Below are 18,948 nucleotides of genomic sequence, written 5' to 3'. Positions count from 1 at the left end.
AAAGTATTAAAATAACTATATAGTTATTTTAATATGATTTTTATAAAAAATTAATATTTATTCCATTAAAATAATTCCTAATTTATCATACATTTCAGTATCAACAGAATGATTTAATTGAAGATTATTATCTTTCTTGAAATTAATTATAGAACTCTTCATACCTTCACCATATATTCCGTCAATACTCCCATTATAATATCCTTTCAATTTTAATCTGTTTTGAACTTCTTGAACATCAGAACCTCTATCCCCAGGATTTAATGTTCTAAATCCATAACTAAAAGAACCATGAGGTCCTCCTTCTATCGTCACATAAGTATTATATTCTACCATTTCATATAACTCTTCTATGTCCTTATTATTCATTCTAATACAACCATGAGATAAACTATATCCAATTGAAGCAGGCTTATTAGTTCCATGTATGCCATAATTACCCCAGGGTACATCTAACTTCATCCATCTCGTTCCAAAAGAACCACCCCATTTTGATTTTTCAACTATTTTAAAGCTTCCTATAGGAGTAGGAGTTCCTTTCTTTCCTGTAGCTACTCTGTATGTCTTTAAAGTTTCATGGGTATCTAAATCTATTAATTTTAATTGTTTATTATCTATATTAATAAGTATCCAAAGATTATCATAGTTAGGATTTTCCTTTAGTTGAGTTCCTTCCCATTCTTCATGTTGATTATATACTTGCTTATCCTTTATAGACTTAACATGCATATTATAAGATAACTTATCTCCAACTATTACTACAACAAAAAGGCATACCATAGCTATTACAATATTATATACACTCTTCAACAATAAAATCCCTCCCGTATATACAATATATGCGAAAGATATTCATTTTATTTTAGATTATTATATATAATAATTAAAAATTAAATTCTTATAAATACATAATAGATAGCTACAGTAATTCCTTCTTCTCTAACAAAAACTCTTATAACTATGGTACCTTACATTCTTTTTATAAATATGTTAAGAATTGCTTATTGTATGATTAGCTATATAATCTTTCAAATACTTTTAATTAATAATGTTACCCATCATTATCGTGTTTAAATACTGTCCATTTCCAACATAATGATCTTCTATTTTCTTTCCCTCTACTTTGAATCCATATTTTTTATATAATTCTATACCTCTAGTATTTTCTTCTACAACATCAAGTTCTAATCTTCTTAAACCAATTGATTTCGACCAATTTAACATTTCTTCCATAAGGTACTTAGCTATTCCTGTCCCCCAATATTTTTTCTCAACTCCAATTACCAAATTTCCACTATGCTTAACTCGTCTTAAATCTCTTGTTGATATGACAAGAAATCCCACTATTTGATCATCTACAACCGAAACTAGTAATAATCCTTTATCACTTTTTAATAAAGTTTCTATCCTTTTTTCTTGATCTTCAATCTCTGTATTCACTTCATCGGGTTCTCTCATCATAAACTTAGTTTCACTTGCTAATTTTCTCACTAATTCTACCATTTGATAAGCATCAGAAATTATGGCATTTCTGATTTCCACTTTCTTTTCATTTATTTTATAATATTTTGAAATAATCGTCGCCACTTATCTTTCCCCCTTCTGTTTAAACTTCTTCCTTCTAAATTTAACTGTAAGAAAATTAACCTACTATGCTTTTATCTCTTCAATTTCATCTTTAACATATGTATTTTAAATAAAATCCCTAATCCAATTACAACTTTCCCATCTTTTCTTCTGTTTCTTTACTTTCTCTCTTTATTAAAAATTACTCCTATTGCACTAAATTTAAATTTTTATCCCAGTTTATCACCATTATTCACAATATAGCTTGGTTCAATTAATACTACTCCTTTGTCAGAATAAACACCTAAAACTAACACTTCAGAAATAAAATTAGCAATCTGCTTTGGAGGAAAATTTACCACTCCTAAAATCTGTTTCCCTATTAATTCTTCTTGACTATAACAATCTGTAATTTGTGCACTAGACTTTTTAATCCCTATATCATCACCAAAATCTAACCATAACTTATATGCAGGCTTATTAGCTTCCTCAAAAAATTCTACCTCCTTTATTTCTCCAACTCTAATATCTAACTTCATAAAATCATTAAATTTTGCCACCTTTATCCCTCCTATTTTAAAATCAATATCAGAAAAGTATAGTAGTACCTTACGATTAATATTACATCCTAATTATTTATTATTAATTATATCATTTTATTATCCTTATATCTTGTCCTAATTTAAAAATTATTACGGTAATAATATGGAGAATTTAATATGCTACCTGATGTTTGTATAGATTGTTCTATCGTTTTATGCCCTGTTTGCTAATCACAAGGAGCCATTCTTTCAGTTGATACATAATGTTGAAAAGCTTTTAATTGCCTTAAGAGGAATCAAATGCTTTATTGTAGAAAACTAAATAAATAAGTAATTTTTAAAAAAGAAAATAATAGTTGCTAGAAAGCAACAGATAATTGCTAGCATGCAATCAAGTATAATGCTATTATTCTAATTGAATACATAAATTTATATTATGTCACAAATATATTAGGAGGCGTATCTATGAATGAAAATAAAGATAACTTCGGAAAAAAAATAAAAGTCTTGAGAGAACAAAATAATATAACTCAAGAAGAATTGGCGAATAAACTTAATGTTACAAGACAAGCTATATCAAATTGGGAAAGAAGTCATACAATACCAGACATTGATACAATTAATAAAATATCAAAAATGTTTGCTCTAACCATTGATGAAATCATGTCAGAAAAATCAGAAATAATTGAGAAACAATATGATAGAAAAATGACAAGATTAATGTATATAGCTTCAATTATATTAGTAGTTTCAAATATTATAATAGACCTATTTAATATTTTTGAAATTAAGGCTAATATGTTTATGATTATCATCATGCTTATTATTGAAACTACCATATATTTCTCTCTTGGCAATGCAATAAAAAATGATGATTTCTCAATTATTGCAGGCTATGATAGTAAAGCAGAATACAATATGCCAGTTTTCAAAAAAACTCTTATGTCTATAGAGAACCATGTAATGCTTTTAACACTAATTTTTATAATGATTTTTTCAGTAATAGAATATATGAATGTTCCTAAAATACTACCACCAATATTATTAATTTCATACATTATTGAATTTATAATCTCTATAATATTTATCAATATTAGAAATCATGATAAACTATTTATCAATAGAAAAGATAGAATGAAATCCATGATTTCTGCTATAATAACAGGAATATTCACTTTATTATTATTCCTTTGTATAGGAACAATGATTTTTACTGTAGAGTATTATAATATAGAAAACAACACATACGAATCTCTCATTATGCTAGTCTTTCTTTTCCCAAATATAATTCTTATACTTATTGGCTTATTCTATGAACAATATAGAATGAAGAAACTTATAGATAAAAACTTAAAATATAAACCTAGTAAATTTTCCTATATAGCGACTATTTTATGTATTGTACTATTAATTGGAATGATTATTTTAGCAAGTTCTTTTTAATACTCCGAGTAAAAATCAAGGATATATCAACAATATTGTTGATATATTCTTGATTTAATTCTATACTAACACCAAAAATATTTAGATATAATTTAAATAAAAAATAGTTTTAAATATATTATTAAAAAATATAAACTATGAATTACTCTAAATTAGCTAAATCTTCTAATTTTAATTTACTAATAATTTCATAACCCCTTCCCTCCCCTTTAGGTTTAACAATAACTGTTCCCATATTTGAAATTTGACCTAGACCAATTCCTTGTGGAAAACTATGATCAATAATAATATTATTTGTTCCCTTACATGGTTTGATTTCTAATTTTAATTGAAAAAGTTCTAATATTCTATTCCTCTCTACATCAGATATATTTCCACTTAAACTATAAACTTCAACCCAAAATGGGTCAATTTCAATGTTTTCCCTTCCAAATGCCAATTGTGCAGTTTCTATAGTTCTACAAAAAGGACTAGCTATAATTGGATAACCAATAGGAATTTCCAAATAACAAAGCATTTCTCCATAATAAATTGATTGTTTTCTACCAAATTCTGAAAGATTTCTTTGAGTTGAACAGTCCCAAAAATTCAAATTAGGTTGATCTACTCCTATTGTCGCTTCTCCATGTCTAGCATATAATATATATCCACCTCTTCTAAGTAAATTCAATAAATTTTCATTCAATCTTATTTCTCCTTTCCGATATTAATAATAATTTATGATAATTTTTTAAAACTGTTATAATATATTCTCAATAAATACTAATTAATTTTTATATTTATCCTTTCCCTATCATACCTCCAAACTCATAGTTGGAAATCTTTTTAATTTGATTTTCTAAAAATTTAAGCTTATCATTTGCTCCTTTTAATTTCTTAGACAATATCTCTATTTTTTTACATCTACGTCTGTACTAACAACTCCTAAAAACTCATCATTCATATATATTGTATATATGTATTGCTTTTTTCTATAATTCGCAAAAATCTCCTTTTTTCAATTAAATATTGATAAATGATTATCTTTTTATTATAATGCTTATATGAATAATTTTAGGAGGCAGGCAGTATGGAATTAATTTTAAATAATATAACTAAATCTTTTGAAAATAAAAGAGTATTGAAAAATATTAACTTTAAATTCACAAAGGGAAATATCTATGCATTACTTGGAAGAAATGGGGCTGGTAAAACTACACTTTTTAATATTTTAGCTGAGGAATTGAAATCCGATGATGGAAATGCTTATATCACTATTGATGGAAATAGAGAAGAATTAACATCTACTGATTTATCTTATGTATATTCTAATCCTATATTACCAGAATTTTTAACAGGATATGAATTTATAAAGTTTTTTATTGATATTAATAAAGATAAATTAAATAACTCTCTTTCTATTGATGATTACTTTGAAGTTATTAAAATCAACAAAGAAGACAGCCATAAATTAATCCGATCATATTCTCATGGAATGAAAAATAAAATACAAATGCTTATGTTTGTAATTACAAGACCACCTATAATTCTTCTTGATGAGCCTTTAACATCTCTTGATGTAGTTGTTGCATTAGAAATCAAAAGATTACTTAGAAAAATAAGAAAAGATCATATAATCATTTTTTCCACTCATATATTACAATTAGCTAAAGATTTATGTGATGAAATAGCAATTTTAAATGATGGAAAATTAACTCTTATGGAAAAGGAATTATTAAAATATCCAGACTTTGAAGATCAAGTAATAGATATGCTTAAGGAGAAAGAAGATTATGCTTAAAACAATTTATTTAATTATGAGTATTCAAATATCTATGAAAATAAATAGTCTAATATATTTCTTTAAAAAAGTTCCTTTAATTAAAAAGACTTTAAATAATATTAATTATACTTTTTTGACACTAAAGCGTTTTTTAGGAGTTTTGTCCATATTATATAAACTAATCTCTACTCCTATAAAAACAGCGCTCATATTTTTATTAACTATTTTTTTACCAACTTATTTTATGCTTGAAAAAAACATGAGAATAATGGGTATATTAATTTTAGTATTCTCCTTTCATTTCATTATAAAAATTATTTCTTCTGAAATTTTATCAACAGATAAAGAAAAATTTATACTAGTCAAACAAATGAGAATGCATCCTAAGGATTATTTGTTTGCTAAAATAATATTAGAAAAAAGTCTAAGTTTTATAAGTAAAACTCTTATTTTTTCTATATTCTTTACATATTTTGATCTGAATTATACTTTTGGTATAAAACTTACTATAATGATAATATCTTTTGAATTATTTATTGAATCTCTACATCTATTTTTATTCAAAAAATTTGAATTTAATATAAATGACAAAAATATGCTTCAACTTATAATATTTCTTGTAATTACTATACTAAGTTATATAATAGCATTTAATACTCCTATTAAATATTATTCTATATTACTTAGTACCTTAACCAGCTTATGGACATGCTTTGCATTTTTAATTCTTGGTATCATGGGAGTCTTATACATATATAAATATGATAATTATTGGGATATAATAAATGAAAAAAATACTATAGAAGATTTTCAAACTATAAATAATATTTATAAAGACGCTCAATTTGGAGATGTAAAAATAAACGAAAAAGATTATACTACTAATGATTTAATTTCTAATGATTTCTCAAACAAAGAAGGATATGCATATCTAAATGCTATTTTCTTTAATAGACATAAAAGAGTAATATACAGACCTATGAGAATAAAATCTTTTATAATAATATTATCATTTATAGTTATATTTATAATTCAAAGTTTTTTTACAAATAAACTAGGAAAAAACCTTATCGATTTCACTATAAATAGATATACATTTTTTATTTTTATTATATATATATTATCTAATTCTAATAAAATAGTTAAATCAATGTTTTATAATTGTGATATGTCATTACTTAGATATGGATTTTATAAACAAGGTGACTCTTTATTAAAAATGTTTTTCTTAAGACTTACAAGGATAGTTTATAGCAATATAATTCCTATTTTTATATTATGCATAGGGTTATTAATTACTGTATTAATTTATAATCCTTCAAGAATTATAGAAATTATTCCTGTTTTATTCTTTATTATAGTTTTAAGTTTATTTTTTTCTGTTCATTATATTTTTATGTATTACCTATTTCAACCATATACCACAGATTTACGAATTCAAAATCCCTTTTTTAGTTTTATAAATGGTTTTGTTTACTTTATATCCTATTTATCACTACAAATTAATTCTCCAGCATCAATATTTTTACCTATAACAATATTTATTGTTATAGTATATATGCTTATAGCTATTATACTAGTATATAAAAAATCACCTAAAACCTTTAGATTAAAATAATAATCTAATATATCAAGGTATTTATATACTCATTTACTTCTGGTATTTTTATAAAGAAATAGTTTTGAAACAAACTCATTATATTAATATAATGAGTTTGTTTCAATATAATTATATTAACTAGAATTCTCGTAATAAATTCGCCATTTCTATAGCTGTCATGGCTGCTTCAGATCCTTTATTACCTGCTTTTGTTCCAGCCCTTTCTATTGCCTGCTCTATAGTATCTGTTGTGAGAACTCCAAATATAACTGGTAATTCTGTTTCTAAAGATACACTAGCAATGCCTTTTGCCACTTCATTTGATACATAATCAAAATGTGGTGTAGCCCCTCTGATAACAGCACCTAAACATATAACTCCATCATATTTTCTTGATTTTGCCAACTTCTTAGCAACTAAAGGTATCTCAAATGCACCTGGTACCCAAATGATTTCTATATTTTTTTCTTCTGCTCCATGACGTTTAAAAATATCTATAGCGCCTGATAATAATTTACTTCCTATAAATTCATTAAATCTTCCAACGACTATTGCAAATTTTAAATCTTTAGCAATTAATTTTCCTTCATAAGTTTTCATTTATTTTTCCTCCTCAAAATTTAACATATGTCCCATTTTTTCTTTCTTTGTTTTTAAATAATATTCATTTCTTCCATTATGATTCATCTGTATTGGTATTCTTTCAACTATTTCTATTCCATATCCAGTAATTCCAGATAGTTTTTTAGGATTATTAGTCATTAGCTTTACTTTTTTAGCTCCTAAATCTGATAATATCTGAGCACCTATACCATAATCTCTCATATCCTCTGGAAATCCTAATGCTATATTTGCTTCTACTGTATCCATTCCTTTATCTTGTAATGCATAAGCTTTTATCTTATTTATCAACCCTATACCTCTACCTTCTTGACGCATATAAAGCAATATCCCTCTTTCTTCCTTTTCAATTTCCTTCATAGCTGAAGCAAATTGTTCTCCACAGTCACATCTAAGAGATCCAAAAGCATCTCCTGTTAAGCACTCTGAATGAACCCTCACTAATACTGGTTCTCCATTAGAAACATCTCCTCTAACAAGGGCTACATGATGCTCACCATTAAGTTTATTAATATAGCCTATTATCTTAAATTCTCCATACTTAGTTGGCATAAATGCTTCAGATGCCTTTTCAATTAAAGATTCTTTTCTTCTTCTATAAGATATTAAATCTGCTATTGTAATTATTTTTAAATTATGTTCTTTAACATACTTCATAAGCTGAGGCACTCTAGCCATTGTTCCATCATCATTCATAATTTCACATATGACTCCAGCAGGATATAATCCAGATAATTTAGCTAAATCCACTGCAGCCTCAGTATGACCTGCTCTCTTTAGAACACCACCTTCCTTTGCAACTAAGGGAAATATATGTCCTGGCTTAGTAAGATCATCTGATGTTGTTTCAGAATCTATCAATTTTTGAACAGTCATAGCTCTTTCTCCTGCTGAAATTCCAGTTGTAGCTTCTATAGAATCTACTGATACAGTAAATGCAGTTTCTTTAGGATCAGTATTTACTGATACCATAGGATATACATCTAATTCATTGAGTCTTTCCTTGACCATAGGTACACATATAAGTCCTCTCCCATATTTAACCATAAAATTTATAGATTCTTGATCGGCCATTTCAGCAGCCATTAATAAATCTCCTTCATTTTCTCTGTCTTCATCATCTACTACTACAACCATTTTTCCAGATTTTATATCTTCTATTGCTTCTTCTACTGTATTAAATTTATACATTTCATTACCTCCTTTATGCAAATCCATTTTCTTTTAAAAAATTTAGGCCAATTGATTTTTTAGTTTCGCTCTCATTTTCAAAAGTCATAAATCTTTCGATATATTTTCCAACCATATCACATTCTAAATTAACCTTATCTCCAATCTTTTTAGTCAAAAGCGTAGTTTCTTCCTTGGTTAAAGGGATAATCGATACTTTAAATATTTTATCCTTTACATTTGCAACCGTTAAACTAGTTCCATCAATAGCTATCGATCCTTTATTGATGATGTACTTTAAAATATCCAAAGATGACTCTATAGAAACCCAAGTGGCATTATCTTCTTCTTCTATAAATTTAATAATTCCTACTCCATCTATATGTCCTGATACAATATGTCCTCCAAATCTATCTCCAAGCTTCATTGCCCTTTCAAGATTAACTTTACTTCCAGATTTTAAATTAGATAAATTGCTACGTCTCATCGTCTCAGGCATAACATCCACAGTAAAACTATCTTTGTTAAGATTTATAACCGTTAAACATACTCCATTAGTACTTATACTATCTCCCAGTTTCACTCCTTCTAAGATATTTGTTGCCTTAATAGTAATTTGTGCTGACTTAATTCCATTAGAAATTCTATCAATTACTCCAACTTCTTCAATTAATCCTGTAAACATCTACTCATCTTCCTTTCTTAGATATCCTTCAATCATTATATCTTCATGAAATCTAAACAATGAAACATTCTCAAGATTAAATGCATCTCTTATTTTTTCCTTACCTTTTCCCCCTACTGGTGTTTTTGCATGTTGCCCTCCTATTATCTTAGGGGATATAAATGACACAACTTTATCTACAATGCCTTCCTCTAAAGCACTATAATTCAGAGTAGATCCTCCTTCTAATAATACACTATCTATTTTCATCTTATATAGTTGATCCATTAAATCTTCTATATCTACCCTATCATTTTTCAAAGGAGTTATAATAACATCTCCTCCTTTTTCTTGAATTGCCTTAATCTTTTGTTCATCCATATATTTAGTTGTTGCTATTATTGTTTTAGCATCTGACTCTATATTTAGTACTTTAAAATTTAATGGTATCTTCCCTTTAGTATCAACAATGATTCTAATCGGATCCAAACCATTTTTCTCATCAATCCTTGTAGTTAATCTAGGATTATCAACTAATACAGTGCCAATACCAACCATAATAGCTGAAACATGATGTCTTATATTATGCACATATTTCCTTGATTCTTCATTAGTAATCCATTTTGAATCTCCTGTAACAGTTGCAATTTTCCCATCTAATGTCATAGCCGTCTTTAGAATACAGAATGGTCTTTTTTTTGTTATGTATTTAACAAATATTTCATTTAACTTTTTGACTTCTTCTTCTAAAATTCCTACTTCTACATCTATGCCTTCATTCTTTAATATTTCTATTCCTTTCCCTGCCACTAATGGATTAGGATCCCTCATTCCAATCAGTACTTTAGAAATACCTTTGTTTACAATATTATTTGCACAGGGTGGTGTTTTTCCAAAATGAGAACATGGTTCCAAAGTGACATACATTGTAGCTCCTCCCACATCTTTTATGGCATTTCTAAATGCATTAACTTCAGCATGAGGACCTCCATAAAACTCATGATATCCTTCACCTATTATCTCATCATTTTTTACTATAACAGCACCTACTAAAGGATTAGGGTTTGTATATCCCCTACCTTTTTTTGCAAGTTCTATAGCTCTTTTCATATACTTTGTCTTCATATCATCACCTCTTAAACCTTATATAATAAATTTCTATATTTATTATATCCTTTGTAATCTTTTGTTTATTATAGGTTGTAAAATTCAAAAAATAAAAACTCTGAAAGTTAACCTTCAGAGTTTAATAATCACAATATAAATAAATACTTTAAAATACATATATATTTACTTATCTTCTTCCATCCAGACTTTACTGTCGGTCTTGGAGTTTCACCAAGTCAGCCATATTTTTATATGGGTCGCGGACTTTACCGCCGGTCGGGAATTTCACCCTGCCCTGAAGATTATATTCAATTGTATGTCTAAAATATATCACTTTATAATAAATATGTCAATAAAATAAATTATAAATATATTAAAGAAGCCCTAGGGCTTCTTTAATATATTTATAAAATTATTCTTAATATCTTCCATAACCATTAGTAAATAATACTACTAATAATAAAAAGAAGAATAGTAACTCACTATTTTCTCCAAAACATCCAAGTGAACCTCTATGTCCAGACATTAAAACTCCTCCTTTAAGTTATATTGTATGTTCATATATGTCTAACCTATTATAATATATGTATCTAAAGAAGAAGTGTTACATTTTAGATAGTTTTATTTTCTACACTTATCAATCTCTTATCTATTCTTTCTAATAATTCTTCTGGATAATTAATATATCTCAGTATTTTAACTGCATTTCTAGTAGGAGATATTCCTTTTCTTAATTTATAATCAAATATCATTCCCTCATCTGTCATATTCTCCATAAAATAATACCTAACATAATTATTTATAAGAGGTATTAAATTCAAATCATGGGTAGCTACAATAGTAAATGCATTATTTTCTTGAAGAAAATTTAGTATTTCAGCTGCTGCATTTATTCTTTCAACTGGATTTGTTCCCTTAAATATTTCATCTATAAGGGCTAAAGTAGTTATATCTTTACTACTTGAATTTATCATTCTTAAAATTGCTTCTGCTTCAGCAAAATAAAAGCTTTTCCCCTCTCCTATATTATCTTTTAAACTGATAGAACTTACTACATTATAAAAGCTAGTTTTATATCTTTTAGCCAAAACTGTATTTATAGTTTGAGCTAATATGGCATTGACTCCTATTGTTCTTAAGAATGTAGATTTACCACTCATATTCGAACCAGTTAATACCATTCCACCGTTTTCAAAAGATATAGAATTAGATACTGGATTTTCAAGTAATGGATGTATAATCTCTTCTACTTCTAATACTTTCTTTTTATTATAAAATTCCGGTATAGTATAAATATCAAGAGTTTCTCTATATACAGATATAGCAATATAGGCATCAATCTCGCCTATTAGATTATACAATTCTATAATCTTTTCACTATATTTCTTGACATTATCTACAATAGAAAAATAATTTCTTTCTCTAACTAAAAATAAAGTATTTATATAGTCTGCAAAGACATCTAAACCTTCTACTCTTGAAATAATACCTGATTTTTTACCTATACTTTTCAATTTATCATATGCTTTTTCAAATAATACATTATAATTATGTAGATTATTCTCTGTAATTTTTATCAGATTCCTACTTACATTTATCATATTACCTGTATATTCAATTACCTCTATTTTCTCTCCAATATTTTTATTGGCACCATAATGTAAAAGCATATTGGTAATACTTATAAAAGCAAATATTGGTATTGTTAAATGTCTAATACCAGGCACAATAAATATTGATATTATACTTATAACTGAAAATACTGCAAAAAAATTATATAGTATTTTTAATTTTAAATTATCTTCAAGTCTATCCTTTAATACATAAATAACATTATCGTTAACCCTACTAATTTTATATAATTCTTCATGAACTCTATCTCTAAATTCTTTGTTATCATCAAAATAAGATATAATATTCTCTCTATCTTTCAATTCTTCTTTATTAATTAATGGAATCCTCATTATTTCATATAATTTCTGTTCTCCTGGAGTCGTTAAAGTTCTATCAACTTTACAGTATACATCATCCATATTTAAGTCATTCCACGTACTATCATTTATATATTTATCTTTTTCTTTAAATTTATCAAAAAAAGATTTTATCAACTTAAAATTTCTTTTTCTATTAACATTATATACTATCTTTTGTTTTTTAATAAAAATATTTTTAATTCTTTGTATCATTTAGTACCTACTTTCTGTTTTTTTATATTATAAAATATACTCCTAGTGAACGTATTAAAAACATTTCATCCCCTTTATAATAAATATCTTCCTTCCTAATTCTTAAAGAAATTTATTATAAACAATATAATTAAAATAAATTCTATAATAGAAGTGATTATAATTATATTATTAATACTTATCCTTACATAACAAAATCATTTTTTATAAATATTTATCAAGCCATTTTATAGATTCTTCTATCATACCTATTGTTTTATAATGATTTAATTCTGGATATTCAATCATATGTAATCTTTCAGGCTTGTCCTTATACACTGGTTTTATTTCATTCATAAAATATTTTTGAATATCTATAGGAACTTGACTATCTTTATTTCCATGGACTAATAAAATAGGTCTTGGATATAATCCTTCTTTATGTCTTACTGGATCTAGTTTTTTTATATTATCTATTTCGTCTTCAGTAGCAAAAAGTTTTTTATAATAACCCTCAAATAATTTTGCTGAGTATTCCCAAGCAGCTGAGCCATTAAGATTTATCAAACATTTTATGTTTTTATTCATAGCAAAAACACCGCTAGATATGAATCCCCCCATAGAATGTCCCATAATAGCAATCTTTTCTGAATCTATATTTAATTTACTTATTATATCACATATCAAATCTTTTGATTCTTCAACTGCCTCTATAACGATCTTTAAAAAATTATTTTTCATAGTATCAAATTTATCAAAATCTAGCTTACCTCTTTCTCCGTGTTTTGGAGCATCAGGTAATATAACTCTATAGCCTTCTTTTGCAATAGTTTTAGCTAAAAATACTTGATTATCTTTATTTGACCCCCAACCATGGTAATAAATAACAGTCGGTAATTCTCCCTCTATAAAATTAGGTTCCACATGTAAACAAGTTATATTGCTTAACTCCACCTTTGATATATTTAATATTTTTTCCTTATTCATACAAGAAATCTTCCTTTCTAGTTGTTATAATCTAATTTTGATTGACTATATTATATAGTTCTATATAATAATTTTTATCCCTTCTTTTTTATAAAATAATAAGCTTATTTAATCAGTAATTTCTTTGATATAAAAACTTTTAATTAACACATGTCCAAATAGTATTTGAATTAAAGTTAAACTTATATTGAAATATTCTATTATAATTCTAATTAGAAATATATTAATATTATGATAATATATAAATTCACCTAAAGACAATATCAATAATGGTATTAATAAAAAAATTACCTTATTTTTATCTATATTCCATTGTCCCACTTTTTTCCTTTCATCTAATATATAAGTAATTCCTATGAGTACTCCAAACAAACTATTAAAAAAAAGATGATATATATAATAGGAAAATGGATAACAAAGCATATTCGTGAATTCTCCTATTTTCATAAGGCTTATTAAGTAATAAGAAATTTTATAACGTATTACAAAATATACTATAAAACATGATGATATTAATAAATACTTTTTATAATTAATCTTCACAATATACATCTCCTTATATTATCAGTTATAAAATATATATTATAAAGCTTGTCATAAAATTACTATATAATTGTATAATAAAACAAAACCCCTATGGATATCCATAGGGGGAATAGGGGTAAAAAAGGGGGGGACTTGAAAAAAATTATGTTGTATCTTTAACACGTACTCATTATATATATTCTTTGTGATGATTTTGTGAAAAAATAATTTTGGAATTTAAAATATTCTATTAATTTTATCTATTACTTAACAGTTATAAATATATTAGAAACTTTTCTTTCCCATTCTTCATAATATTAAAAAGACAAGCATCAAATGCTTGTCTTTAAGTTTCTGTTTGCTTATCTTAAATAATTTAATGGATTTTGAGGTTTTCCATTGACTCTCACTTCAAAATGAACATGATTACCTGTTGATGTACCTGTACTTCCTACTCTTGATATTGCTTGTCCCTGTTTTACAAATTGTCCCTGACTCACCAATAGAGCTGAGTTATGAGCATAAAGAGTTGTTGTACCATCATCATGAGTTATCATGACTGTTTGCCCATAACTACCTTTCCATCTAGATTCTATAACTATACCATCTTTTGCAGCAACTACAGTTCTTCCATTAGGAGCACCTATATCTATACCTGTATGCATCCTATAATCACCATGTACCGGATGCTTTCTCATTCCGAATGGAGAAGTTATCCTTCCACTTACTGGCCATATATGTCCAGAACTTCTTACTACTACAGGAGCTTCTGTACCTGAACCAGAACTTTGTGAGCTACTTTGTTTTGCTTGTTCTTCAGCCTTTTTTCTAGCTTCTTCTAATTTTCTTCGAGCTTCAACTTCAAGCTTCTTTATATCATTAGCTATCTTATCTGATTCTGCCATCAATTGTTTATATTCTTTTTCACTTCTTTGAAGAGTCTGATCTAGTTCACTAGCAAGTTCATTTTTTTCTCTAGATGCTAATTGTAATTCTTCTTTTTTATCATTTAATTTAACTGTTGTTAATTTTAACTGTTTTTCTTGTGATGTCAATTTATCTTCTTTTGCTTCTAAAACCTTTTTTTCTTTCTCCATCTCTTCTAACAGTTCATGATCTTTATCTGTTACTTTTTTTATTACATCAAAAGTTTGTATTAAATCTCCCAGACTTTCAGATGATAAAATAATCTGTAAATAGCTTATGTCATTACCATTTTTATACATAGATCTTAATCTTTTATTTACTAAATCACTCTTCTCACTTATATTTTTCTGAGATTTTTTTACTTCTTCTTTTGTCTTTGCTATATCTGATTTTATATTAGACATTTCATTCTCTATACTACCTAATTCTTTATTGGTTTTATTAATTTTAGAATCCAATTCATTTATTTCAGTTTCTACATTGTTCTTCTCCTCTTTAGTATTATCAATCTTTTCTTGAACTTCATCTGCTTTCTGATTAGTCTCTTTTAAATTCTCCTTTTTATTTTCTACATCTCCATATGTATATGTCGATGGTACACTTAGAAATAAGACTAAAGTAAATGATGCGACTATTCTTTTAAATTTCACCTTTAAAGCCCCCTTATTCAAAATCAATATAATTTATTCATTTACAATAAAATTTCATTTTTATTACATTGACCATCTTCAAAATATATTCGTTAACTAATATGTAATAAATATGCAATTAAATTTTGTCATATATCTATTATAATATTAAATAAAAAAATTATCAAATATTATTATATTATGTCATCTAGTGATTTTGCTAATATTATATTGAAAAATAACCATTTATACCTATTAATCTTCTTACCATTATTGATTACAGATTAATTTAGTGCATAAGACCTATACTATTACATGCGTATTACAAAAATAAAACATGATATCTCAAGGTATACCTTGAGATATCATGTTTTACATTCCTATATCTGTCCTATATTGTTTTCCTTCAAAATCTATAATACGTACGTCTTCATATACGGTTTCAATAGCTTTTTCTAATGTATCTCCTAATCCAACAACTCCTAATACCCTACCACCATTAGTATAAAATTTATTATTGGTTATTTTTGTTCCACTATGGAATACTGTTGAATTCTCTATACATTCTAAACCATTAATTTTCTTTCCTTTTTCATATCCTAAAGGATATCCTTCTGATGCCAAAATCACACAAACAGAAGGTTTATCAGACCATTTTATTTCTTGCTTATCTAATGTTCCTTCTAATACTGACTCTATTAGCTCTAGCAAATCAGTTTCAAGTCTTATCATTAAAGCTTGAGTTTCTGGATCTCCAAATCTAGCATTAAATTCTAAAACTTTTGGCTCTCCTTCTTCTAACATAAGTCCAATGAATAATACTCCCTTATATTCTATGCCTTCCTTTTCAAAACCTTTTATAATATTATCTAAAATTTTTTGTCTAACTTTATCATCTATTTCCTCTGTATAATACTTATTTGGTGAATAAGTACCCATACCTCCAGTATTTAATCCTAAATCATTATTGAATGCCTTCTTATAATCCTTTACACTCTCTAGTGGGACTATAGTTTTACCATCACATAAACATATCAAAGATGCTTCAATTCCATCTAAATATTCTTCAATTATAATTTTTTCTCCAGAGGAACCAAAATCTTTGCTCTTCATTAAACGATCTAATCCTTCAATAGCTTCATTTTTATCCCTTGCAATAATTACTCCTTTTCCTGCTGCTAATCCATCAGCTTTTAATACTATAGGATAATCTTCAAGATTCAACTCTTCAATATAATTTAAACCAATATTATATTCTTTGATTTCAATATGTTTAGCAGTAGGAATATTATATTTCTCCATAAAATTTTTAGAATATAATTTACTTCCTTCTAATATAGCACCTTCCTTTTTAGGACCAAATATTTTTAAATTTTCTTTTTGAAATTTATCCACTATCCCTTTTACTAAAGGCAGTTCTGGTCCTACAATTGTTAATTCTATATTATTTTCCTTCACAAATTTTATTATTTTTTCATGATTATCTAGACTAATATTTACTGTCTCAGCTAAATTAGTAATTCCTCCGTTCCCCGGTATTGAATATATATTTTCTATTTTATTACTTTGATTCAATTTCCATATAAGAGCATGCTCTCTTCCTCCACTACCAATGACTAATATATCCATATTCACCCTCCTAATGTTTAAAATGTCTCATTCCTGTGAATACCATAGCTATTCCATGTTTATTAGCTTCATTTATAGATTCTTCATCTCTTATTGAGCCACCAGGTTGTATTATTGCTGTTATACCAGCCTTTGCTGCTGCTTCTACTGAATCTGAAAATGGGAAATATGCATCTGATGCCATAACAGAACCTTTCGTTGGTTCATTTGAATATCTTATTGAATTTTCTAGTGCCCAAATTCTACTAACTTGACCTGGTCCAATTCCCAATGTTTGACTATCTTTTGCTAAAACTATTCCATTAGATTTTATGTGTTTGCATACTTTCCATGCAAATATTAAATCTTTCATTTCTTTATCTGTAGGTATTCTTTCAGTTACAGTTTCTAAACCTCTATCTATAAGTATATCATCTTTTTCTTGAACCAATATGCCTCCATTAACCTTCTTAATATCTAGTTGATCATTTTTCTCTTTGATATCTCCTAATTTTAATATTCTTATATTTTTCTTTTCTTTTAATATTTCTAAAGCTTCATCTTCATAATCTGGTGCAATTACAATTTCTATAAAAATCCTATTTATTTCTTTCGCTACTCTAACATCTATAGTCCTATTAGCAACAATAATTCCTCCAAATATCGATTTAGGATCAGCTTCATAGGCTTTTAAATAGGCATCATAAATATCATATCCTTCGCCTACTCCACATGGATTTGTATGTTTTACTCCTATAACTGTTGGCTTATCAAACTCCTTTAATGCTTCTATTGCTCCATTAGCATCATTTATATTATTAAAAGATAATTCCTTACCATGAAGTTTTTCAGCATTTACTAAAGAACCTCTAGCATCATTTAATTCTTTATAAAACGTTGCCTTTTGATGAGGATTTTCACCATATCTAAGATCTTGAACTTTTTCGTAGGATAGTATTAAATTATCTGGAAAATAATTCTGTGAGTTTTTAGATAAGTAATTACATATGAGAGCATCATATTTAGCAGTATGACCAAAAACTTTCTTAGCTAATTCATTTCTTAATTCATAAGTAGTATTCCCATTTTCTTTTATTTGTTCTACAACTATATTGTAATCTACTGGATTTACTACAACAGTTACATCTTTATGATTTTTTGCAGCAGAACGTAACATTGTTGGACCACCTATATCAATATTTTCAATAGCTTCTTCAAATGTAACATTTTTTTTGGAAATAGTTTCCTTGAAAGGATATAAATTAACTACAACTAAATCTATTAATTTAATATTTAATTTATCTAATTCTTTCATATGATTGTCACTATTTCTAACTGCTAATATTCCACCATGTACCATTGGATGAAGGGTTTTCAATCTTCCATCTAAACATTCAGGAAATTTCGTTATATCTTCTATAGGTGTAACTTCTAATCCATTATCCTTTAATACTTTATATGTTCCACCAGTTGATATAATTTCTATTCCTAATTCAATAAGTTTTCTTGAAAATTCCACTATTCCTTCTTTATTAGACACACTAATTAATGCTCTTTTTATCATCACTAAATCCTCCTTGTATAATGAACATGTAGTCAAGCTACAGGTTCAATCTAATTTATTTATTATAT

General features: G+C 26.6%; 16 protein-coding genes and 1 riboswitch. Of the genes, 3 read left to right on the top strand and 13 right to left on the bottom strand.

The features are described 5' to 3' along the window. Nucleotides 1-57: 57 nt before the first annotated feature. The 3 genes from GOQ29_RS11060 to GOQ29_RS11050 all read right to left on the bottom strand — a co-directional run bounded on the left by GOQ29_RS11060 (nucleotide 58) and on the right by GOQ29_RS11050 (nucleotide 2,126). A complete protein-coding gene (locus tag GOQ29_RS11060; RefSeq protein ID WP_252187601.1) occupies nucleotides 58-813 on the bottom strand; it encodes a L,D-transpeptidase family protein in 756 nt (251 codons plus the stop codon). Between the two features lie 225 nt (nucleotides 814-1,038). Then, complete coding sequence (locus tag GOQ29_RS11055; RefSeq protein WP_203372718.1) at nucleotides 1,039-1,587, bottom strand: GNAT family N-acetyltransferase; 549 nt, start codon at nucleotides 1,585-1,587, stop codon at nucleotides 1,039-1,041. Between the two features lie 209 nt (nucleotides 1,588-1,796). After that, complete coding sequence (locus tag GOQ29_RS11050; RefSeq protein WP_203372717.1) at nucleotides 1,797-2,126, bottom strand: tRNA-binding protein; 330 nt, start codon at nucleotides 2,124-2,126, stop codon at nucleotides 1,797-1,799. 447 nt (nucleotides 2,127-2,573) lie between these two features. Between GOQ29_RS11050 and GOQ29_RS11045 the strand changes: the two genes are divergently transcribed. Beyond that, nucleotides 2,574-3,551, top strand: coding sequence for a helix-turn-helix domain-containing protein (locus GOQ29_RS11045; protein WP_203372716.1), 978 nt, complete (start codon nucleotides 2,574-2,576; stop codon nucleotides 3,549-3,551). Nucleotides 3,552-3,693: 142 nt separating this feature from the next. On the opposite strand, the gene GOQ29_RS11040 is transcribed toward GOQ29_RS11045, so the two are convergent. Beyond that, nucleotides 3,694-4,236 carry a histidine phosphatase family protein gene (locus GOQ29_RS11040; RefSeq protein WP_203372715.1) on the bottom strand — a complete coding sequence of 181 codons (543 nt, stop codon included), beginning with the start codon at nucleotides 4,234-4,236 and terminating at the stop codon, nucleotides 3,694-3,696. A gap of 384 nt (nucleotides 4,237-4,620) precedes the next feature. On the opposite strand from GOQ29_RS11040, the gene GOQ29_RS11035 reads away from it, so the two are divergent. Together GOQ29_RS11035 and GOQ29_RS11030 are read left to right on the top strand one after the other, a co-directional pair. Continuing rightward, nucleotides 4,621-5,331, top strand: coding sequence for an ABC transporter ATP-binding protein (locus GOQ29_RS11035; RefSeq protein WP_203372714.1), 711 nt, complete (start codon nucleotides 4,621-4,623; stop codon nucleotides 5,329-5,331). Beyond that, entirely contained in the window at nucleotides 5,324-6,931 is a 1,608-nt protein-coding gene (locus GOQ29_RS11030; RefSeq protein ID WP_203372713.1) for a hypothetical protein, read from the top strand. The genes GOQ29_RS11035 and GOQ29_RS11030 overlap by 8 nt, the downstream gene beginning before the upstream one ends. 120 nt (nucleotides 6,932-7,051) lie before the next feature. On the opposite strand, the gene ribH is transcribed toward GOQ29_RS11030, so the two are convergent. From ribH to purH, 9 genes are all read right to left on the bottom strand, one after another. Then, nucleotides 7,052-7,513: a 6,7-dimethyl-8-ribityllumazine synthase gene (ribH, locus tag GOQ29_RS11025; protein ID WP_203372712.1), complete on the bottom strand. Its 462-nt coding sequence runs from the start codon at nucleotides 7,511-7,513 to the stop codon at nucleotides 7,052-7,054. Further along, nucleotides 7,514-8,725, bottom strand: coding sequence for a bifunctional 3,4-dihydroxy-2-butanone-4-phosphate synthase/GTP cyclohydrolase II (locus GOQ29_RS11020; protein ID WP_203372711.1), 1,212 nt, complete (start codon nucleotides 8,723-8,725; stop codon nucleotides 7,514-7,516). Between the two features lie 13 nt (nucleotides 8,726-8,738). Further along, nucleotides 8,739-9,389, bottom strand: coding sequence for a riboflavin synthase (gene ribE, locus GOQ29_RS11015; protein WP_203372710.1), 651 nt, complete (start codon nucleotides 9,387-9,389; stop codon nucleotides 8,739-8,741). After that, nucleotides 9,390-10,493: a bifunctional diaminohydroxyphosphoribosylaminopyrimidine deaminase/5-amino-6-(5-phosphoribosylamino)uracil reductase RibD gene (gene ribD, locus GOQ29_RS11010; RefSeq protein ID WP_203372709.1), complete on the bottom strand. Its 1,104-nt coding sequence runs from the start codon at nucleotides 10,491-10,493 to the stop codon at nucleotides 9,390-9,392. 167 nt (nucleotides 10,494-10,660) lie between these two features. Further along, nucleotides 10,661-10,782: riboswitch (FMN riboswitch) on the bottom strand. 304 nt (nucleotides 10,783-11,086) lie between these two features. Further along, entirely contained in the window at nucleotides 11,087-12,661 is a 1,575-nt protein-coding gene (locus GOQ29_RS11005) for a MutS-related protein (RefSeq protein ID WP_203372708.1), read from the bottom strand. A 204-nt stretch (nucleotides 12,662-12,865) separates the two neighbouring features. Continuing rightward, the gene (locus GOQ29_RS11000) at nucleotides 12,866-13,627 is read right to left on the bottom strand and encodes an alpha/beta hydrolase family protein (protein ID WP_203372707.1); all 762 of its coding nucleotides are present in this window, start codon (nucleotides 13,625-13,627) and stop codon (nucleotides 12,866-12,868) included. Nucleotides 13,628-14,514: 887 nt separating this feature from the next. Continuing rightward, entirely contained in the window at nucleotides 14,515-15,729 is a 1,215-nt protein-coding gene (locus GOQ29_RS15075) for a murein hydrolase activator EnvC family protein (RefSeq protein ID WP_203372706.1), read from the bottom strand. 351 nt (nucleotides 15,730-16,080) lie between these two features. After that, a complete protein-coding gene (gene purD, locus GOQ29_RS10990) occupies nucleotides 16,081-17,337 on the bottom strand; it encodes a phosphoribosylamine--glycine ligase (protein WP_203372705.1) in 1,257 nt (418 codons plus the stop codon). A 10-nt stretch (nucleotides 17,338-17,347) separates the two neighbouring features. Then, nucleotides 17,348-18,880: a bifunctional phosphoribosylaminoimidazolecarboxamide formyltransferase/IMP cyclohydrolase gene (purH, locus tag GOQ29_RS10985; RefSeq protein ID WP_203372704.1), complete on the bottom strand. Its 1,533-nt coding sequence runs from the start codon at nucleotides 18,878-18,880 to the stop codon at nucleotides 17,348-17,350. Between the last annotated feature and the right edge of the window lie 68 nt (nucleotides 18,881-18,948).

It is taken from the genome of Anaeromonas gelatinilytica (assembly GCF_016820635.1).
GTDB lineage: Bacteria > Bacillota > Clostridia > Tissierellales > SIT17 > Anaeromonas > Anaeromonas gelatinilytica.
This window is presented reverse-complemented; position numbering and strand designations above follow the sequence as displayed.